A 16,720-nucleotide genomic window follows, 5' to 3' on the forward strand; every position below is an offset into this window, starting at 1 on the left:
GTGCCTGCGCATTTCAGCGCGTTTTGCATGCCTGCGTCAAGCATTGGGAACGGATAAAGTCTTGCCATTTTCAAGAAATCTCAATAGTAGCTGCCGGGATGCCAGGTTAGCTCTCCGCCTGCCGAAGCCCAGACTTTATTTAATTGAACCATTGATGAGTGCTTCATCCACCTCCCACAATGAGGCAGGCCAGCGACATTACGCGGTCTTCATCTCCTACCGGCATGCGGACAACAAGGAGTCGGGCCGCCAGTGGGCAAACTGGCTGCACGACACGCTGGAGGGCTACGTGGTGCCGCCGGAGCTGGTGGGCACGGCGAATCTGCGCGGGGGCCAGGTGCCGGCCTCGCTGTACCCGGTTTTTCGGGATGAGGCGGAGCTGCCGGCGGATGCGGACCTGAGCAACAACATCAAGCTGGCGCTGGAGCGGAGCGATCTGCTGGTGGTGCTGTGCTCGCCACGGGCGGTACAGTCGCGCTATGTGGCGGAGGAGATCCGCTACTTCAAGGAGCTGGGGCGGTCCAGCCGCGTGCTGGCGCTGATGATCGACGGTGAGCCGAATGTGACGGATGATGCGGGAAAGTCCGGCCTGGAGTGCCTGCCGGAGCCGCTGCGCTACGGGGCGGCGCGGGAGGATGGCAGCGTGGACTGGAGCGTGCGGGTGGAGCCGATCGCGGCGGATGTGCGGCCGCAAGGGAGGCCGGAGCAGGGCTGGACGAGCGCGGCGCTCTACGGCCGTGAGCTGAAAAAACGGCAGCCCGCGCTGGGCAGCCGCGAGGTGCGGGAGGCGGTGGTGGAATATGAGAAGCGGCTGAACGAGGCGGTGCTGAAGATCGTGGCAGGGGGCCTTGGCGTGCCGTTTGGCGTGCTGACACAGCGCGACCAGGTGCGTGCGCTGGCGGCGGCGCGGCGGCGCGGGCGTGTGCTGATGCGGCTGGCGGCGGGCTTTGCCCTGCTGGCACTGGCGGCGGCGGTGGCGGGCGTGGTGGCGTGGCAGATGCGGGGGAAGGCGGAGCGCAGCGAGCTGACAGTGCGGCAGAATGCGGGCAGGTCTGAGTTTACGACGGCCACGGACTGGATGCGGCAGGGCGTGGGGGACAAGGCGCTGGCGCATTACGCGAAGTCGTTGAGGCTGGATCCGCACAACTCCTCCTCCGCCTTCTGCATCCTGACTCTGCTGGGGCGCAAGAGCTGGCCGGTGCTGCTGCGTGAGTTTGCCGGGCCTCACATGGTGCGCCGCATGCGCCTGCTGCCGGATGAAAAGCGCCTGGTGACTGCGCGGGCGCTGGATGCCTACAGCGTGATGGGCAAAGCAAGCCTGCAGGTGTGGGACTGGCGGACGAGCCAGCTGCTGACGAGGCCGCTGGAGGTGGGGCGCCGTGAGGTGGTGGACATGCGGGTGAATGCCGCTGGCACGAAGGCGCACCTCACGCTGGTGCACAAGGGCATCGATGAAACCCATGTCACGCCGCTGCCAGCGGGAGCCCTGCACCCGTTTTCTTTTGCGAAGGATGACGAGGCGCACGCGAAGCCACTGCAGTGGCTGAGTGCCGACGAGCCGCTGCCGCTGAACAAGGACATCGTGCCGGCGGGAGATCAGCGCGTGCTTTTCAAGACGGCGGCGACGGGGCTGCGCCTCTGCGAAAACTTCAGGCACGAGAGCGCGGTGACCGCGCAGGATGCGCTGCACGGCCATCTTTTCGCCACGGGAACGGCTCTGGGATTTGCGCGGGTGTGGACGCGCACGGACGCGCCATGGCCCACGGTGGCTGTGGCGGCCCGGAAGCCTGCCCAGGCCGGAAACACCGAGCCTGTGCCGCCGGGGCCGTTTCAGAGCGACTCGAACACCGAGGGGCAGGACGAGCTCTTTGCCACCGCTCCGGATGGCAAAACAAAAGTGTGGGGCAGGCGTGATGGCAGCCGCCGGAAGCCCTACCTGGAGCTGGACGGCAAAAAGGTGCCGCTCGACATCACCACCTATGGCGGAATGTATGTGGCCAATTTTTCCAACGACGGACGTCTGCTGGCGCTGCGCACCGCCTCCGGTCTCCTGGGGAGCTCAGCCTCCCTGAGCGGCCTTTATAACGACGGTGCCTCGCTCTACGATGCGCGGACGGGTGCGGTGCTGCGCTCCAAGCTGCCGCATGACGGCTGCTCGTGGACGGGTTTTGACCACAGCGGGCGCTGGCTCATCACGCTGGGGAATGGCAGCATCCAGTGCTGGGACAGCACCACGGGAGAGCGCAGCGGCCCGGCTTTCCAGCACCCCGGCGTCTCATGGATGGCGACGGACCCGAAGCGCCCGAACCGCCTGCTGAGCTTCAGCGAGCACGGGCAGCTGCGCATCTGGGACGTGGAGAAAGGTGTGATGCTTTACGAGTCCGACTGGCCGGCAGGTGACAGCGCCAAGGCGGTGCCCGGCGCGGAGGCACTGCACAGCGCGGCGCTGGACCCGGAGCGCCCCTGGTTCATCCAGCGGGAGCCCGGCGGCATGGTGTTTCGGAGTCTGGAGACGGGAGATCCGCTCACGGATGTGCTGCCGCATGTGTCGCTGGAAATGAATCCCGGCTACGAGCAACTGGTGCGCCTGCTGGGATGGGACGCAGTGCTGGCAAAGGACTTCTCTGCCGCTGCTGAAGCGCTGGCCACCGCCGCCGAGGCTGTCGCGGGCCTTTACGTGAACGACTTCGGCATCATAGCCCCGCTGCGTGACACCGCCGCGGCTTTCCAGAGGGTCGAAGAGCTTTTGAAGCCCGCACAGCCGGGTGAGAGCACCGCCGTGCATGCGCTGCTGGGAAAACTCACCGGCCAGCCGCAGCTGCGCCCGCTGCTGGAGACGCCGGCGGCAAAGCTCGCGGAAAATGCCGCGGAGGGCCGGGCGGTGATGATTCTGCAAAAAGCGGTGGAGGAGTCGGCCATGCAGCATTGGGAGGACCACACGGCGGAGCTGCGCTGGGCGGTGGACCAGGAGCGCATGCAGAACATGCGTGAAATCTTCCAGGAGGCACGGCGCGCCGCACCTGCGCCTGCGGAGCGCCTGATCCGCGAACTGCAGGCGCTGTGGGCTGAGCGCACAGATGCCATGGCCCTCTTTCTGCGTGTGGATGAAGGTGACCGCAGTCCCGAGGTGCTGGCGCAGGCGATGGAGTTGCTGGTGGAGTACCAGACGCTGCTGGATGCGGATGAAAGAACTCCTTTCAACTACGCCGCCCCCGAAGACCTGCGTGACAGGCGGCTGCGCTATGAGGAGCTGCAGCGCAGTGCTGAAGTGTGGAAGCTGCCCCTTCCCTCCGGTCCTTACGCTTCGGCGAAAACGGGCGGTCTGCTCGCGACGGGAGAGGAGCAGGTCTATCACGCACTGGACAAGGTGCTAAACACCCAGCCCTTCCCGAAACTGGACGTGGCCACGCTGCGCTCCTGGTATGAGCCGCTGCTGAAGGAGGCTGTGCTGCAGCCGGACCGGCGGGCGTCCAGCCGCTATTTCCGTGCAGAGCCGCTGCTGGAGTGGCTGGCACGGCCGGACGAGAAACCCGGCGCGGAGATGCTGGAGCGCCGCCTCGCCTTTGCGGAAAGCCTGATTGGCGATTTTACACGCCATTACCAGGCGCTGCTGCTTATCAAGGAAGGTGTGCGCCCGCATGTGTCTGCCAAGGAGCCGCTGGGAAAGCGTGCGCTGAGATCGCAGATCTGGATTTCGCGCCGCATCGCGCGGCAGGAGGGCTGGAGCGAGAGCGCCGCAGTCATGGACTCCATCTTTCCGCTCGTCTCCGAGTACCTGGGCAGCGGGGGCGCGTTTGAAGAGATCGTGAATGGCAGCACGGACGCTTTCGAGCAGAGCCTGGTCAGGAACCTGGTGGCGGACGTGAGATTCCCCTTTGAGCAGCTGCCCGCAGGACTCCAGACGAAGTATGCGGGCCTTCTGGCGCGCTATGGGGAGGACAGCCTGCAGCCCAGGGCCGCAGCCCTTCTGCAAGCCGCGATGAAAGCAGGCCCGCTCGTGCCGGAGCAGGTGGCTGCGCTGGGCTCCGCGCTCTACCGCGAGAAAAAATACGCCGAAGCCGCCCCGCTGCTGCGACAGGCGGCGGAGACGCTGCCCAAAAGCGGTGGCCTTTTCGAGCTCGCCCCCATCCTCTACCGCGAGTGCTACGCCTGGCTGCACACCGGCGCTGACAATCTGGTGGAGGCAGAGGCTGCGGCGAAGAGGCATGTGGCGGCATTTCCCGCCAAACCGGAGGGGCATTACTTCATGGGCCAGGTCCTGGAAAAGCGCGGGCTGCACGCCGCGCAGATGGCGGAGTTCGTTCTGGCGGTGAAGGCTGCGATCCGAGGCGGGCCTTCCTACTCCGACTATGTGGTGGATGTGCTGGGCAAGATTGACTCCGCCTGCACCAAGGCGGGCACACCGGCTGAAGCGGAGGCTGTTGCGAATCAGCTCATCGCTGAATTCCCGAAAAATCCCGAGGGTCATCGCTTCCTCGGAGGCATTCTGCAAGGTCGCGAACAGCCTGCCAAAGCGGCGGCGGCCTTTGCCTACGCCGTGAAATTTGCCCAGGAACAAGGCACGTACGCCTACCCTCTCACCTACGTGACCGGCGTGCTGCGCCAGCTGGGCACCGCGCTGGGCAAGGCGGGAAACCTTGCCGATGCTGAAAAAGCCTTTGACCATGCCACCGGCCTCCTGCCGCAGGATGGCGGAGTGGCGCGGCAATGCGGCTGGGCGGCCTTCAACGTGGGGCTCCACGCCAAGGCCCTGAGCTACTGGCAGACAGCCCACAAACTGCTGGGTGAAAAAAATGAGGATGCGATGGCAGGCGTGGCCGTGGGCCACTGGTCCACAGGAGACAAACCTGCGGCGGTGGCTGCGTACCAAAAGCTCATCGCGCTGAATGCGGACTACGGCAAAGCCGACTACGTGGCGAAGCTGGACTGGACAAAAGCGGAGGTCGCCGTCATGACGGAGATCCTGGCGGCGCTGCCGAAGCCGTGAGGCGCAGATTGCGCATGCACCAAGCTCATTCAGCGGGGCTGCCGCCCACATCCTGCGGCACGGCGCTCCCGGCTGAGATACCACGATCTATGGGAAACGGGTGTGAGCAGGCTTGTGCACGAGCAGCCTGGATGTCTGGACTGCAGGTCGGCCGTGTTTGGCGTCGAAGGCGTATTGCAACGAATGGCGGCATGGCAAGCTTTAGACCAGATGCCACTGGATCGTGCTATGAAGCGGCTTGCTGCTGGCGCGGGTCGTGCGCGGCGTGAGCGCTCTCAGTTTTTCCCGCGCCACTGCTCCTGCACCCAGGCGTCGTCCCAGGCGGTGCCGGGGCTGGGGGTTTGCCTGTCCAGGCTGGTATTTTGTGTCATGACGACGACCCAGTGGCTGTCGTACCCGGTGCAGTGGGTGATGCGGTAGCCTTTCTTTTCGTGCTCGGTGATCCACTCCTGCGGCCAGGGGCCGGGGCCGGTGAGGACCTGCTCTCCATACGCGGTGCCCTGGGTCATGATGACGGACCAGGTGTCCTGGCTGCGGTCTTTGCTGTACTCGTCTCCGGCGAGGCTGGTGATGCGGTAGCCGGCTTTCATGTTTTGGGAGATCCACCGGCTGCGCTCTTCATTCCAGGGGCCGGGGAGGTGGTAGCGCTGGTCCTTCCAGCCGGTGCCGGCGGTGAGGACGAAGACCCAGGAGGTGCTGAAGCCGGCGTGGCTGGTGATGTGGTAGCCGATGCTGCGGAGCTGGTCGATGGAGGAGGGGTCGAAGTCGAGGCCGAGGAGCTTTTGCTCGCGTGCTGTGCGGCCGGTGGCGGACATGACGACGCGCCATTTTTCGTTTTCGCCGCCGAGGCTGGTGATCTCCCAGCCGTCCTGCCACTTCTGCTTGATCCAGTCGAGCGGGAGCTTGCCGACGGGGTGGGCGGCCTGCTGGGTGAAGCCGGTGCCGGTGGAGGTAATGATGCGCCACTGAGTGGCGAAGCCGCCGATGGCGCTGATGCGCGCGCCTTTGTCTGCGGGGGTGGTGGTGAGGGCTTCGTCGTCGGTGTGGTCGGGGGTCTCGGGCTCCGGGGGGGCTTCGTCGCTTTTTTCTTCGGCGGCCTGACGTGGCGGGGTGAGGGCGGCGAGGGTGAGGTCGGCACGGGAGCCGGGCTGCCACTGCGCGGCGAGGGCGAGTGCGGCCTGCGGATTGACGACGCCACTGGTGGCGACCGCTTCCTGCAGGGACTCGAGCGCGGTGACGGAGCGCTCGAGGATGAGGCGCACATCCACGGCGGTGAGCTGCGGGTGCTCGGTGCGGATGCGTGCGGCGAGCCCGGCGACGGCGGGCGCGGCCATGGAGGTGCCGGACATGAAGCCGGCCTGGTCTGCGAGGAGGAAGGAGAGGATTTTTTCTCCGGGGGCGGCGACCTGGACGCTGGCGGTGCCGTAATTGGAGAAGTCGGAGAGCTTGTTCTCTGCACTCACGGAGGCGACGGTGATGACGTTGGGGAAGAAGCGGGAGAGGTAGGCGGGGGACGGGTAGCCGGCGTCGTTGTCTTCGCTGTCATTTCCGGCGGCGAGGACGAAGAGGACATCGGGGTTTTGATGGATCATGAGGGCGAGCTCGGCGGCGGCATTGACGAGGAGCTCCAGGCCGAGGTCTCCGCAGAGGTCGAGCCCGATGGGGCAGGTGTAGTTTTCGATGGAGTCGGGGTCCATGCCGTGCTCCTGGTAGATGTCCTTGATGTCTGAGGCGACGCCGGTGAACCATTTGCGCGACTGCATCCAGCTGAGGTTTGCGACGCCGGCGCCGGTGCTGCGGAGGTAGGCGCTGCGGCGTGCGCCGTGCTTCAAGGCGTCTGAGAGGAGGGTCTTGCGGAGCTGCATGACGAACTGCTCGTAGGTGACGGTGCGGGGGGCGAGGCGGTGCGCGAGGGCGATGAGGTCTGTGACGGCTTCCTTGGGGGTCTGAAAGCGGCCGTGGATCATGCCGTGGACCTGGGCGGTGCTGTTGCTGGCTTTGAGGACGATGCCTGCGACGTGGGTGCCGTGGGAGGCGCTGACGAGCATGTTGGTGAAGGTGAGGTCGTCGATGTCCACGCCTTCGTCCATCAGGGTGTCGAGGCCGAGCTGGCGCACGAGGGGGTTCTCATAGCCTTTGCGGAGGTCGTCGAGTTTCAGGCCTTTCCATTCGGTGCTGCCGGTGTCGTAGGACTCGACTTCGCTGCGATTGTAGAGGGTGACGAATTTGCGCAGGAGGGTGGCGCTGGAGCCGTCTGCCATGTTGGCCATGAGGGGGGCGCGGAGGGGCTCGTCTGCGGCGGCGTTCCAGCCGTAGATGTCGTCGATGAAGCCGTTGCGGTCGTCGTCGAGGCCGGGCTTGCCGGTGGCTTCGGCGGTGTTGGTCCAGTAGCGGGGCTTGATGTCCTTGTGGTCGTGATCGATGAAGCAGTCGCTGATCATGACGAGGCCGGGGCGTGTGATTTTTGCGGGGGCTTCGGGGTGCTCCTGCACGAAGGAATAGCAGCGCAGGAGGAGATTGACGGCGGAGAATCCGGCGGCGTCTTTCTTCAAAAGGTCGCGCGCTTTTTTGCCGGACTTGTCGGTGAGATTGGCATCGGCCCCGGCCCAGAGGAGGGCGCGGCAGATTTCAAAGCTGCCGGCCTTGGCGGCGAGCATGAGGGGCGTCTCGCCGCTGGCATTGCGCACGTCCGGCTTGGCGGAGCTGAGGAGGAGCTGGCGGACGCGGTCGGTGTCTGCCTTTTCGACGGCGGTGAGGAGTGCGGCGGGGTCCCCTGCCCCAGTCTGCGCGCGCAGCGGTTGAATCCAGCTGACTGAAAGGGCCAGGGTGCTCAGGATGACTTTGCCAAGAGAAGGAGAAGGAGCCATGGGTGCGAGTGGAGCATAGGGAGCATGAAGTGACCAGCCCTAAATGACGGGCTTGCATTTAAGCAGAGCGCCTGCTTGATGGCGGGCATGAGCCCGAGAATGAATGAGGGGGAGCGCGGCGCGAGACAGTGCGCGGTTTTCATTTCCTGCCGGCATGCGGACAATGCGGAAACAGGTGCGGTGAACGGACAAACCCATTTCAATCAATGCCTGCCGACACGATGAGCTGCCAGTACTTTGCCTTCATCAGCTACAGCCGGAGGGACAGCCGGGTGGCGGCGTGGCTGCAGAAGCGGCTGGAGTGGTTTCGCTTTCCGGTGAAGCTGGTGCCGGTGGAGCGGAGGCCGCCGCATGAGCGCTATGTGCGGCCGATCTACCGGGACAAGACGAACCTGGAGGTGACGGATGAGCATTACTGGAAAAACATCCGGTGGGCGCTGGAGGAGTCGCGCTACCTCATCGTGCTGTGCTCGCCGCATGCGGCGGGGTCTGAGCCGGTGGACATGGAGGTGAGGCATTTTTTGGAAACGCATGGCGGGGACACGAGCCTGCTGGCGCCGGTGATCGTGAGCGGGAATGTGATGAGCGCGGGCGCGGATGGGGCGCTGTGCCCGGCGCTGCGGGCGCTGGGGGGCACGCTGACGGACCGCAATCTGCCGACGATGGTGGCGGATGCGGCGGGCACGGAGCAGGCGGCGTGGGAGGATGGCTTTGTGTCGCTGATCGCCTACCTGCTGCGGCTGGAGCGCACGGCGGTGGGGGACCACATCCAGCGTGAGACGCGGCGGCAGGCGGCGGTGCTGCGCCGCTGGCTGGTGGCGGTGGGGGTGCTGGCGGTGTGCGCGGTGGGTGCGGGGGTGGTGGCGCTGAAGCAGCGGAGCATGGCGCTGGCGAATGAGCAGAAGGCGCTGGTGCTGCTGTCTGAGACGCTGGTGTCGTCCGCTGGGAGCTCGCTGCTGCAGGGGCTGGCGGGGCGGGCGCGCAGCCAGCTGGATGCGTGCCCGGAGGGGCTGCGGTTTGCGGAATGGCGTAGGGTGGCCGGGCAGGTGCCGCGTACGGAGCTGCGGCTGGAGCATGCGTGGTGGTGCCAGAGGGTGGCGGGGGATGCCGGGTGTGAGAACGTGATCACCGAAAGCCGCGACGATGGTGTGCTGCTGTGGACGAAAAAGAACCGGTACAAGGAGGCTGCGCTGCTGTCTGCGGAGGCGGGGCCGGGCTTTGCGGCGGATGCGGCCTGCGCCCGGGTGCTGACTTTGGCCAAGCCTGCGGCGGTGGTGCTGCATGAGGTGGCGACGCGCCGGGTGCTGCGGCGGATCGCGCTGGACCTGCCGGAGGAGACGAGGCTGATGAGCCTGGTGCTGAGCGCGGATGGCCGGCTCCTGGCCTGGGCCACGGAGGATGAGGTGCATGTGGCTGCGGCGGATGGCGCGGACGCGGCGGTGGTCTCGCGGCGCCCGGGCTTCAAGGTGCGGGAGCTCTCCTTTGGCGGGGCGCGTGGGCGCTGGCTGATGGTGCGTGGCGGGGAGGCTTCTGAGCTGGTGATGGTGGAGGAAGAATCCGCAGCGCTGAAGCTGAAGAGCAAGCCGCTGGCGGGCCGGGCATGGCTGGCGGCAGGGGCGGACAGAGTCGTGGTGGCGGCGGCGCAGGGGGCTGAGGGAAAGTTTTTCGTGCAGGACGGCCCGGGCGCCGACGGGGGGCGGAGCCTGGAGGTGGCGGGGGCCTACGGGGTTTCGGCGCTGAGTCCGAAGGGGGACTTTGCCGCCTTCAGCCTGGGCCCGGGAAAACTGGCGCTGCTGAATGTGGATAAAGGCCAGGTGCTGGTGCAAAATACCATTTCCACAACCCGGACGAACGACGCGATGGCGTTTTCCCAGGCGGGGGATTTGTTTGGGTACGACAAGGGCGGCGGCCGCGTGGAGGTGGTGAAGCTGCCGGGCGGGGAGCGCCTGGGGACGATCTGGACGCATGAGACCGTGATCAATGCGGTGGCGTTTTCCCCCGATGGCCGGCGGCTGCTGACGGGGGGAGATGACGGCCTGGCGCTGATGTGGCCGGTGGAGGCGGTGCGGAACGATGAGGCCATCGCGCTGCCAAAGGATGCGTGCGACATGCAGACGGGCTCGCTGGATCTCTCGCAGGACGGTGCGCGTGCGGTGCTGTGTGATGACGAGCACGGGACGGTGACGGTGTGCGATGTGATGAGCGGGCGCTGCACGACGGTGCCGTGCGCGGGGGTGAAGGCGGTGCAGGCCGGGAATGGCACGGGGGGATTTTGGGCGGCGTGCGACGGGGCAAAGGCGGGGGTGTTTCGTTTTGGCGCGGAGGGACGCACTCCGGTGCGGGTGATCGACGGGAGCGGCTTTTTGTGTCTTTCGGCGGATGAGGGCACTGCCTCCTGTGTTTCGCGGGGCGGGCATCCTGCGTTTTTTGATGCGACCAGCGGCGCGATGATCCGCGAGTATGCGGAGATCGAGGGTGCGCCGCCGCACGGGGCGGTGATGAGTCCGGACGGTGAGCATCTGGTGGTGAACCTGGACTATGCGGACATTCGTGTTTTGCGGCGGTCGCAGCACTCGGTGCTGAAGCTGGCGCTGCCGTCCACGGTGCGGAATCCGGGGATGGCCTTCTCCATGGCGGTGAGCCAGGACTCGACGATGCTGGCGGCGGGCTTTGCGTTTGGGGAGCTGTGGATCTTCCGGCTGAGCGACGGCGCGGTGCTGCACAAGCTGAAGGCGTCTGACTTTCACGTGTCGGGCGTGTGCTTTGCGGATGAGGACCGGCGGCTGATCTCGCTGGGCTCGGCGGGAAATCTGAACTTCTGGGACACGCGCACGGGCCGGGGTGTGCTCTCGGAGATAGCCACGGAGGCGAATGAAGACCCCTGGGTGTGCTACCTCCGGGCGGACAAAAGCCGGCGGTTGCTGGTGACCCTGGACGGGACAGACCTGCGGGTGATCCGCCTGCGCTGACGCCCGCGCCGCCTGCCGTGCGGGATGCGTGAGCGTGCGGCGCAGGCTGGCTGCCGGGAGCTACTGCGCGTTGAAGTTGCCGATGTCGTCGGCGGTGCCGTCGATGCCGTCGGGGCCGGTGCTCCAGAGGTCGTAGGGGTCGGTGGTGGAGCGGCGGGCCGGGGACTCGTAGCGGTAGGGGTGTGACCAGGGGTCCATGGGCAGCTCTTCGAGCAATTTAGTCCAGTAGCGCGGAACGGGCGCGAAGGAGGGTCTGAACAAGAGGGCGTCGAGCCCCTGCTCTGTGGTGGGGGGCTGCCCGCCCCTGGCCTGATACATCGTGAGCGCCATTCCGATCTGCGACATGGCCGCCTCTGCCTTGGTGATCCTGGCCCTGGCGATGTTTTCACCGGCGGAGGCGACCATCATGATGGTGGCGACGATCATGAACAGAATGGGGGAGGCGAGGATGGTGAGCATGAGCGCGAGCGAGCCCCAGAGGCGCTTTGCAGAGGGCGGGCCTGCGGGATTGACCGCGAGGGCATCGAGCCGCTGCCGGCGGGCGCGGCACCAGGCGACGCGGTAAAGATGCAGTGCCTCCAGGCCGAGCAGCCCAAAGCCGAGCATGCGTGCCCAGGGATGGATGAGGTACAACAGGCCGCCGCCTGCGGCGAGAACGAGCTGCTGCAGCAGGGCCTGCACCCAGGCGCGGTCGATGGGGCGCACATCCCAGTTTTCAGGGCCCACTTTGCCATGCACAAAGGCGAGGGCCTCTGGTGTGACCGAGGCTGTGCCCGAGGGGATCTGGGCCAGGAGAAACTGCACCTGCGGGACAAAGGTGGCGGCATCTGCCTGCCAGATGAGCAGCCGGAACTGGGTGCGGTCTGCCCCGAGCTGCTGGTGCAGCGTGTCTTTCCACGCTTCGGGGCTCCGGGTGGTGTCAATGATGAAGAGGGTGCGCTGCGGGCCGAAGACCTGCCAGGCGAGGCGGATCTCATCGAGCACATGGGGGGTGACGTCACGGATGTCGATGAAGACCATGCGTGTCTGGGCAAAGGAGGCGAGGAGGCGGGCCATCCAGTTGTGGTCCGGGGCGACCATCTCAAACTGGCGTGAGCCGAGGTACTTCAGGCCGGTGAAGAGGGGGCTGAGGAGTGTGACCCACAGGGATGTGCGCTCTGCGGGCGGGCGTATGCCGCCGAGATGCCAGTCGGGGCCCATGGCGGCTTTGAGCCAGGCACGCAGCTGGTCCGAGGAGGCGTCTGAACGAAAGGCACGCAGGAAGAGGCAGAGGTCTTTTTTGCCTCCGCTTTCGCTCATGAGGAGCCAGTAGGAGGCGGAGCCCATGAGCTGCAGCATGACCAGTACGGCAACAAAGATGCTGGCGTCTCGGAGATCGGAGGGCTCCATCTGCTGCCGTGCCAGCAGGATGGGCAGGGCAAAGCCCACGACGGCGAGAGCGGTGCTCCATTTGAGGAAGGTGACGGCAAAGCGGACCGAATCCAGCAGCGGACCACAGCGGCGGAGCATGACGGGGACGGGTGGGAGGGAGTTCATATTTTGAGAAGTCCGTTTAAGGGCATGCTGTGACAGCTGGCAGACGGCTGCCAGCCAGCCTGATGAGGCGTCAAAACGTTGGTGCAGGACGTTTTAATCTGCGCCGCAGGAAATTGTCCAAGGTTTTCACGATCCTCCCCCCCTGCTCTTTTCCTTTAACTGTGACGTTGAAAATTGAGGTGGGGCGGTTGAAAGGCGGGGATGGCTGAGATGAGGACACCCACCGCCCACGCCCTGAGAGTGCACGCGCTCCCCCCGTCCCACCTGCCTGCGGTCTGTGTGATGATGAAGCGGCAACCCACCCAAATTTTTTGTCAACCGAAATGACGACGTACAAATACTTCGCCTTCATCAGCTACAGCCGGAAGGACAGCAAGGTGGCTGCGTGGCTGCAGAACCGTCTGGAGTGGTTCCGCTTTCCCGTGAAACTCGTGCCGGAAGACCGACGTCCGCCGCATGAGCGCTACGTCCGCCCGATCTATCGCGACAAGACCAATCTCGAAGTCACTGACGAGCATTACTGGAACAACATCCGCCATGCGCTGGAGGAGTCGCGCTATCTGATTGTGCTGTGCTCGCCGAACTCGGCGGCATCCGACCCGGTGGACATGGAGGTGGCGCACTTTCTGGAGACGCATGCGGGCGATGCCAGCGTGGTGGTGCCGGTCATCGTCAGCGGAAACGTCACGAGCACCGGCGCTGATGCGGCGCTGTGCCCGGCGCTGCGGGCGCTGGGGGGCACGCTGACAGACCGCAATCTGCCGACAATGGTGCCTGATGCGACCACGGCGGAGCAGGATGCGTGGGAGCAGGGCTTTGTCTCACTCATTTCTTACCTGCTGCGGCTGGAGCGCACGGCGCTGGGGGACCACATCCAGCGGGAAACGCGGCGGCAATCCCGCGTGCTGCGGCGCTGGCTGGAGGTGGTGGGTGTGCTCACGCTGGTGGCTTGCTGCGCGGGCGTGCTGGCATACATCAATGGCAAGGAGGCGGTGGACAACCTCGCGGAGGCGCAGCGCAATGCCCTGCTTGCCAAGGAGCAGGAAGGCCTGGCCGTGGCCCGGGGCGTCGAGTCTGAAAAGCATGCGAGTGAGGCACGGGCGAATGCGGAGAAGGCAAGCAAAAATGCGGCGGAGGCGCGCGCGAATGCGGAGAAGGCAAGCCAGAATGCCGCGCAGGCGCAGGCGAATGAGGAAAAAGCCAACAAGAATGCGGCCGAGGCACAGAAGCAGGCGGAGAAGGTGCGGGCGCAGCTCCGGGAGGCGGCGCGCTCAGACTGGGTGGAGGCGGTGAAGCTGCTGGAAAGAGACCGGCAGAGCGAGGCCTTCGCCCATCTGGCACGGGCCCACCGGTATGATCCGGAGTTCATCCTGCCGATATCCACGGCGATGCTGGCGCTGCAGGACTGGCATGTGGCGCAGCCGGCGCTGACGATCCAGGCGGACGGTGGATTCATCAAAGCACTGTTCTTTTTCAACCACGACACGGAGATCCTGACGGTGGACAGCGCAGGCCTGGTGAGGAGGTGGAGCGCCACGGATGGCAAACTGCTGGCTGAATTCCGTGTGGAAGAGGAGGAACTGAGCAGAGCCGTGCTCTCCCCTGACGGGAGGGAGCTGCTGACCTGTGGCGCGAGGAACATCGTGGCGGTGTGGGACATCGCCACTGGCAGGAGCACGACGGAGTTCTCGGCCCACTTTGGGGACATCACCGAGGTGTGCTTCAGTCCGGATGGAAAACACATCGCCACCGCGTCCAAGGATGGCACCGCCATCTTGTTTTTGAACCGGCAGTCAAAGGGGATCGAGCTGGCACGCCGCGGTCAGCCCGGCGAAGGGCCCGGCCTGGAGCTGCCCTATCTCATCCGCCCAAATTTGCAGGGCCGCATGCTGCTGAACGGAGGACCGGCCGTGTACTACGTAGTCTTCAGCCCGGATGGCAAGACGATCGTTACGGGTGACGCAGACGGCTCGATCAAACACTGGAATGCGGCGAACGGGGAATTTCTGCGGGAGGCAACCATGCAGAACGCCATCACCAGCATTGAGTTCAGCGCGGATGGAGCACGCATGGTCACAGCTTCCAGAGACAGGACGGCGAAGGTCTGGAATGCCAAGGACGGGAAGCTGATCTCGACCCTGGCAGGCCATGAGGACATTGTTCACAGAGCGCACTTTCTCATCAGCGGCGCCACCTATCCGGTGGCTACTGCCAGCGGAGACAACACCCTGCGCATTTGGAACGGTGAAAAGGGCCAGCTTGAACTGACCCTTCCACAGCACACCGACCGTGTGCTGGACGCGATTCCCTCTCCTGACCTGGGCCGCGTGGTGCTGAGCCATTCCACGGATGGCAGGGCCATGCTGAGCGACGGCTCGTTTTCCATACGGGGGATGCAAAGACAGACAGCCTGCGAGGCGCATGGTTCGCCGGTTCTCGCCGCAAAATTCAGCCGCGATGGCTCGCACTTCATCACGGCGGGAGGCAATGGCTCGGTAATGCTGTGGGAGCCGACACGCTGCCACTTTTACGCCCGCGAACGCTCGGCTCTGGACCGGACGGAATCGATGCGAGGCGGTGTGGACTTCTCTCTCAATCACGATGGAACGATGGGTCTCACGGTACATGAAAAAGGCGCGCTGGTCCTCTGGGAGACAGCATCCGGGATGATCCGACACTTTGTAAACCTGTTTGAAACCGACCTGTGGGAGCAAGACTACAGCGAGTTTTTTTTGTGGGCGGACTGGAGCCCTGATGGAAAACAGTTCGCGACTTATTCCAGCCGCAACAAGCTGCGACTCTGGGATGCTGGCACCTGCAAGCCTGTGCGCATGCTGCTGGAGGGCACCGCACTCAACCGTGCGACGTGGGCACCGGACGGGAAGTCCATCCTCGTCGCCCGGGAGCGGAGCAGTGAAATGAGGACTGAACTGCTCAACGTGTGGGTGGATGGATCACCGCCCACGGCGATTGTGGAAACCCCCATGCAGGCGGCGCGGTTTCTGGTCTTCAGCCGGGATGGAGCCGTTTTTGCCACTGCGCACCGTGAGCGGAATCCGAATCCTGATTACTCCATCACGGTGTGGGACGCCGTGAAGCGGAAGGCACTGTGGACACTGGACAGCACGGGGGGGGAGATCACTCAGCTGGAGTTTGACCGCGAGCACCGGCAGCTGCTGACGGTGACGGATGATGGTGTGGTGAGCGTTTGGGATATGCAAAGGGGAGAGCTGGCGGCGGAATTCAAATCCGAGGACGCGGAGACCCTCGCCGAATTCAGCACAGACGGTTCACGGCTGCTGATTGCTCATGCGAAATCAGTGCAGGTGATGGACCTTGCGAGCAAATCTGTGGTGTCCACTCTGCGGGCTGATCATCTGGTGCTGATCCAGGCCCTTTTCTCCGAGGAAGGAAAGTTCATCGTGACGCTGGGGTTTGACCGCAGTGTGCGGCTGTGGGATGCCGCCACGGGGTTGCAGGTGGGTAGTTTCGGAAGGACCGGCCTAAACCCCGCGAGCATGGCTTTCAGCAAGGATGGCTCGCGGCTGATCATTGTTCACGCCAATGGAACTGGTACTGTGTGGGACATGCCGCAGATGCCAGAAGTGCTGCCGCCGTGGTGGCCGTCCTTTCTCGAATGCATGGCCAGCAGGGAATTTACCCCGGACGGGGCCATGGAGGTGCTGACACAGCCATCCTGGGCGAAGCTGCGTGCGGAGGTGCTCTCCGCGATCGGAATGGACTCCTCCAGACTGGCTCAGCTGGCGCGCTGGCATCTCTCCTCCCACGCGGAGCGGACGGTGCGCCCCGGGGATGCGCGGAGGCTGGACGAGATGTTTGACGAGATCATCTCCAGCCCAATCCAGCGAAACGTGCTCTTGATTGACGAAATCCAGCCACGGCATCCGCTGGCCTTCATCGCGATGGCTCCCGGACTCGTCGTCTATGAAGGCGGCAGCAAAGCGCAGGACAGCATTCGGCGTGCGGCGGTGGAGTTTTCCGTGAGGCATCTGCCGCCGGACGAGCCGACGTGCCGGCGTGCGTCTGAGATGCTGAAGAAACTCGGCTACGCAGATCTCTCCAAGCAGGCGCTGGCGAAGAGCAGGGCTTCCGTTTCGCTCATTCCGGTGGGTGCGGAGACGCTGCCGAAGAAAGCTGAAACGATGTCTCCCCCTGCCCAAAGCAAACCGCGAGCGCTCGAAAAGGTGAAAGTGAAGGAGGGCGATTCGTTTGTGCCCGTTCCCCTGGTGGAGCCCATGCCGCTCGGGCGGTCCGGCAAGCCTGCACTGCTGCCAGTTCCGCCGGTTCCGACGCCCAACCCCCCAGGCAAGCCCTGATTCGCCCCTGCTCTTTTCCTTTAA

5 protein-coding genes are annotated in these 16,720 nt (G+C 65.0%); 3 read left to right on the forward strand and 2 right to left on the reverse strand.

All coding sequences use genetic code 11. The features are described from left to right. Positions 1-154: 154 nt before the first annotated feature. Positions 155-4,987, forward strand: a complete 4,833-nt coding sequence (locus tag ACFQDI_RS20300) for a TIR domain-containing protein (protein WP_377170287.1) — start codon at positions 155-157, stop codon at positions 4,985-4,987. Between the two features lie 275 nt (positions 4,988-5,262). Here ACFQDI_RS20300 and ACFQDI_RS20305 read toward each other — a convergent pair whose 3' ends face one another. Beyond that, entirely contained in the window at positions 5,263-7,854 is a 2,592-nt protein-coding gene (locus ACFQDI_RS20305; RefSeq protein ID WP_377170289.1) for a S8 family serine peptidase, read from the reverse strand. A gap of 206 nt (positions 7,855-8,060) precedes the next feature. Between ACFQDI_RS20305 and ACFQDI_RS20310 the strand changes: the two genes are divergently transcribed. Further along, positions 8,061-10,823 (forward strand): toll/interleukin-1 receptor domain-containing protein, encoded by a 2,763-nt coding sequence (locus ACFQDI_RS20310; protein ID WP_377170291.1) that lies wholly within the window; start codon positions 8,061-8,063, stop codon positions 10,821-10,823. Positions 10,824-10,883: 60 nt separating this feature from the next. Here ACFQDI_RS20310 and ACFQDI_RS20315 read toward each other — a convergent pair whose 3' ends face one another. Then, positions 10,884-12,359, reverse strand: a complete 1,476-nt coding sequence (locus tag ACFQDI_RS20315; RefSeq protein WP_377170293.1) for a type II secretion system protein GspG — start codon at positions 12,357-12,359, stop codon at positions 10,884-10,886. 323 nt (positions 12,360-12,682) lie between these two features. Here ACFQDI_RS20315 and ACFQDI_RS20320 point away from each other — a divergent pair, with 323 nt between their 5' ends. After that, positions 12,683-16,696, forward strand: coding sequence for a toll/interleukin-1 receptor domain-containing protein (locus tag ACFQDI_RS20320; RefSeq protein ID WP_377170295.1), 4,014 nt, complete (start codon positions 12,683-12,685; stop codon positions 16,694-16,696). Positions 16,697-16,720 lie beyond the last annotated feature (24 nt).

The sequence above is a fragment of the Prosthecobacter fluviatilis genome (genome assembly GCF_042655725.1).
Classification (GTDB): domain Bacteria; phylum Verrucomicrobiota; class Verrucomicrobiia; order Verrucomicrobiales; family Verrucomicrobiaceae; genus Prosthecobacter; species Prosthecobacter fluviatilis.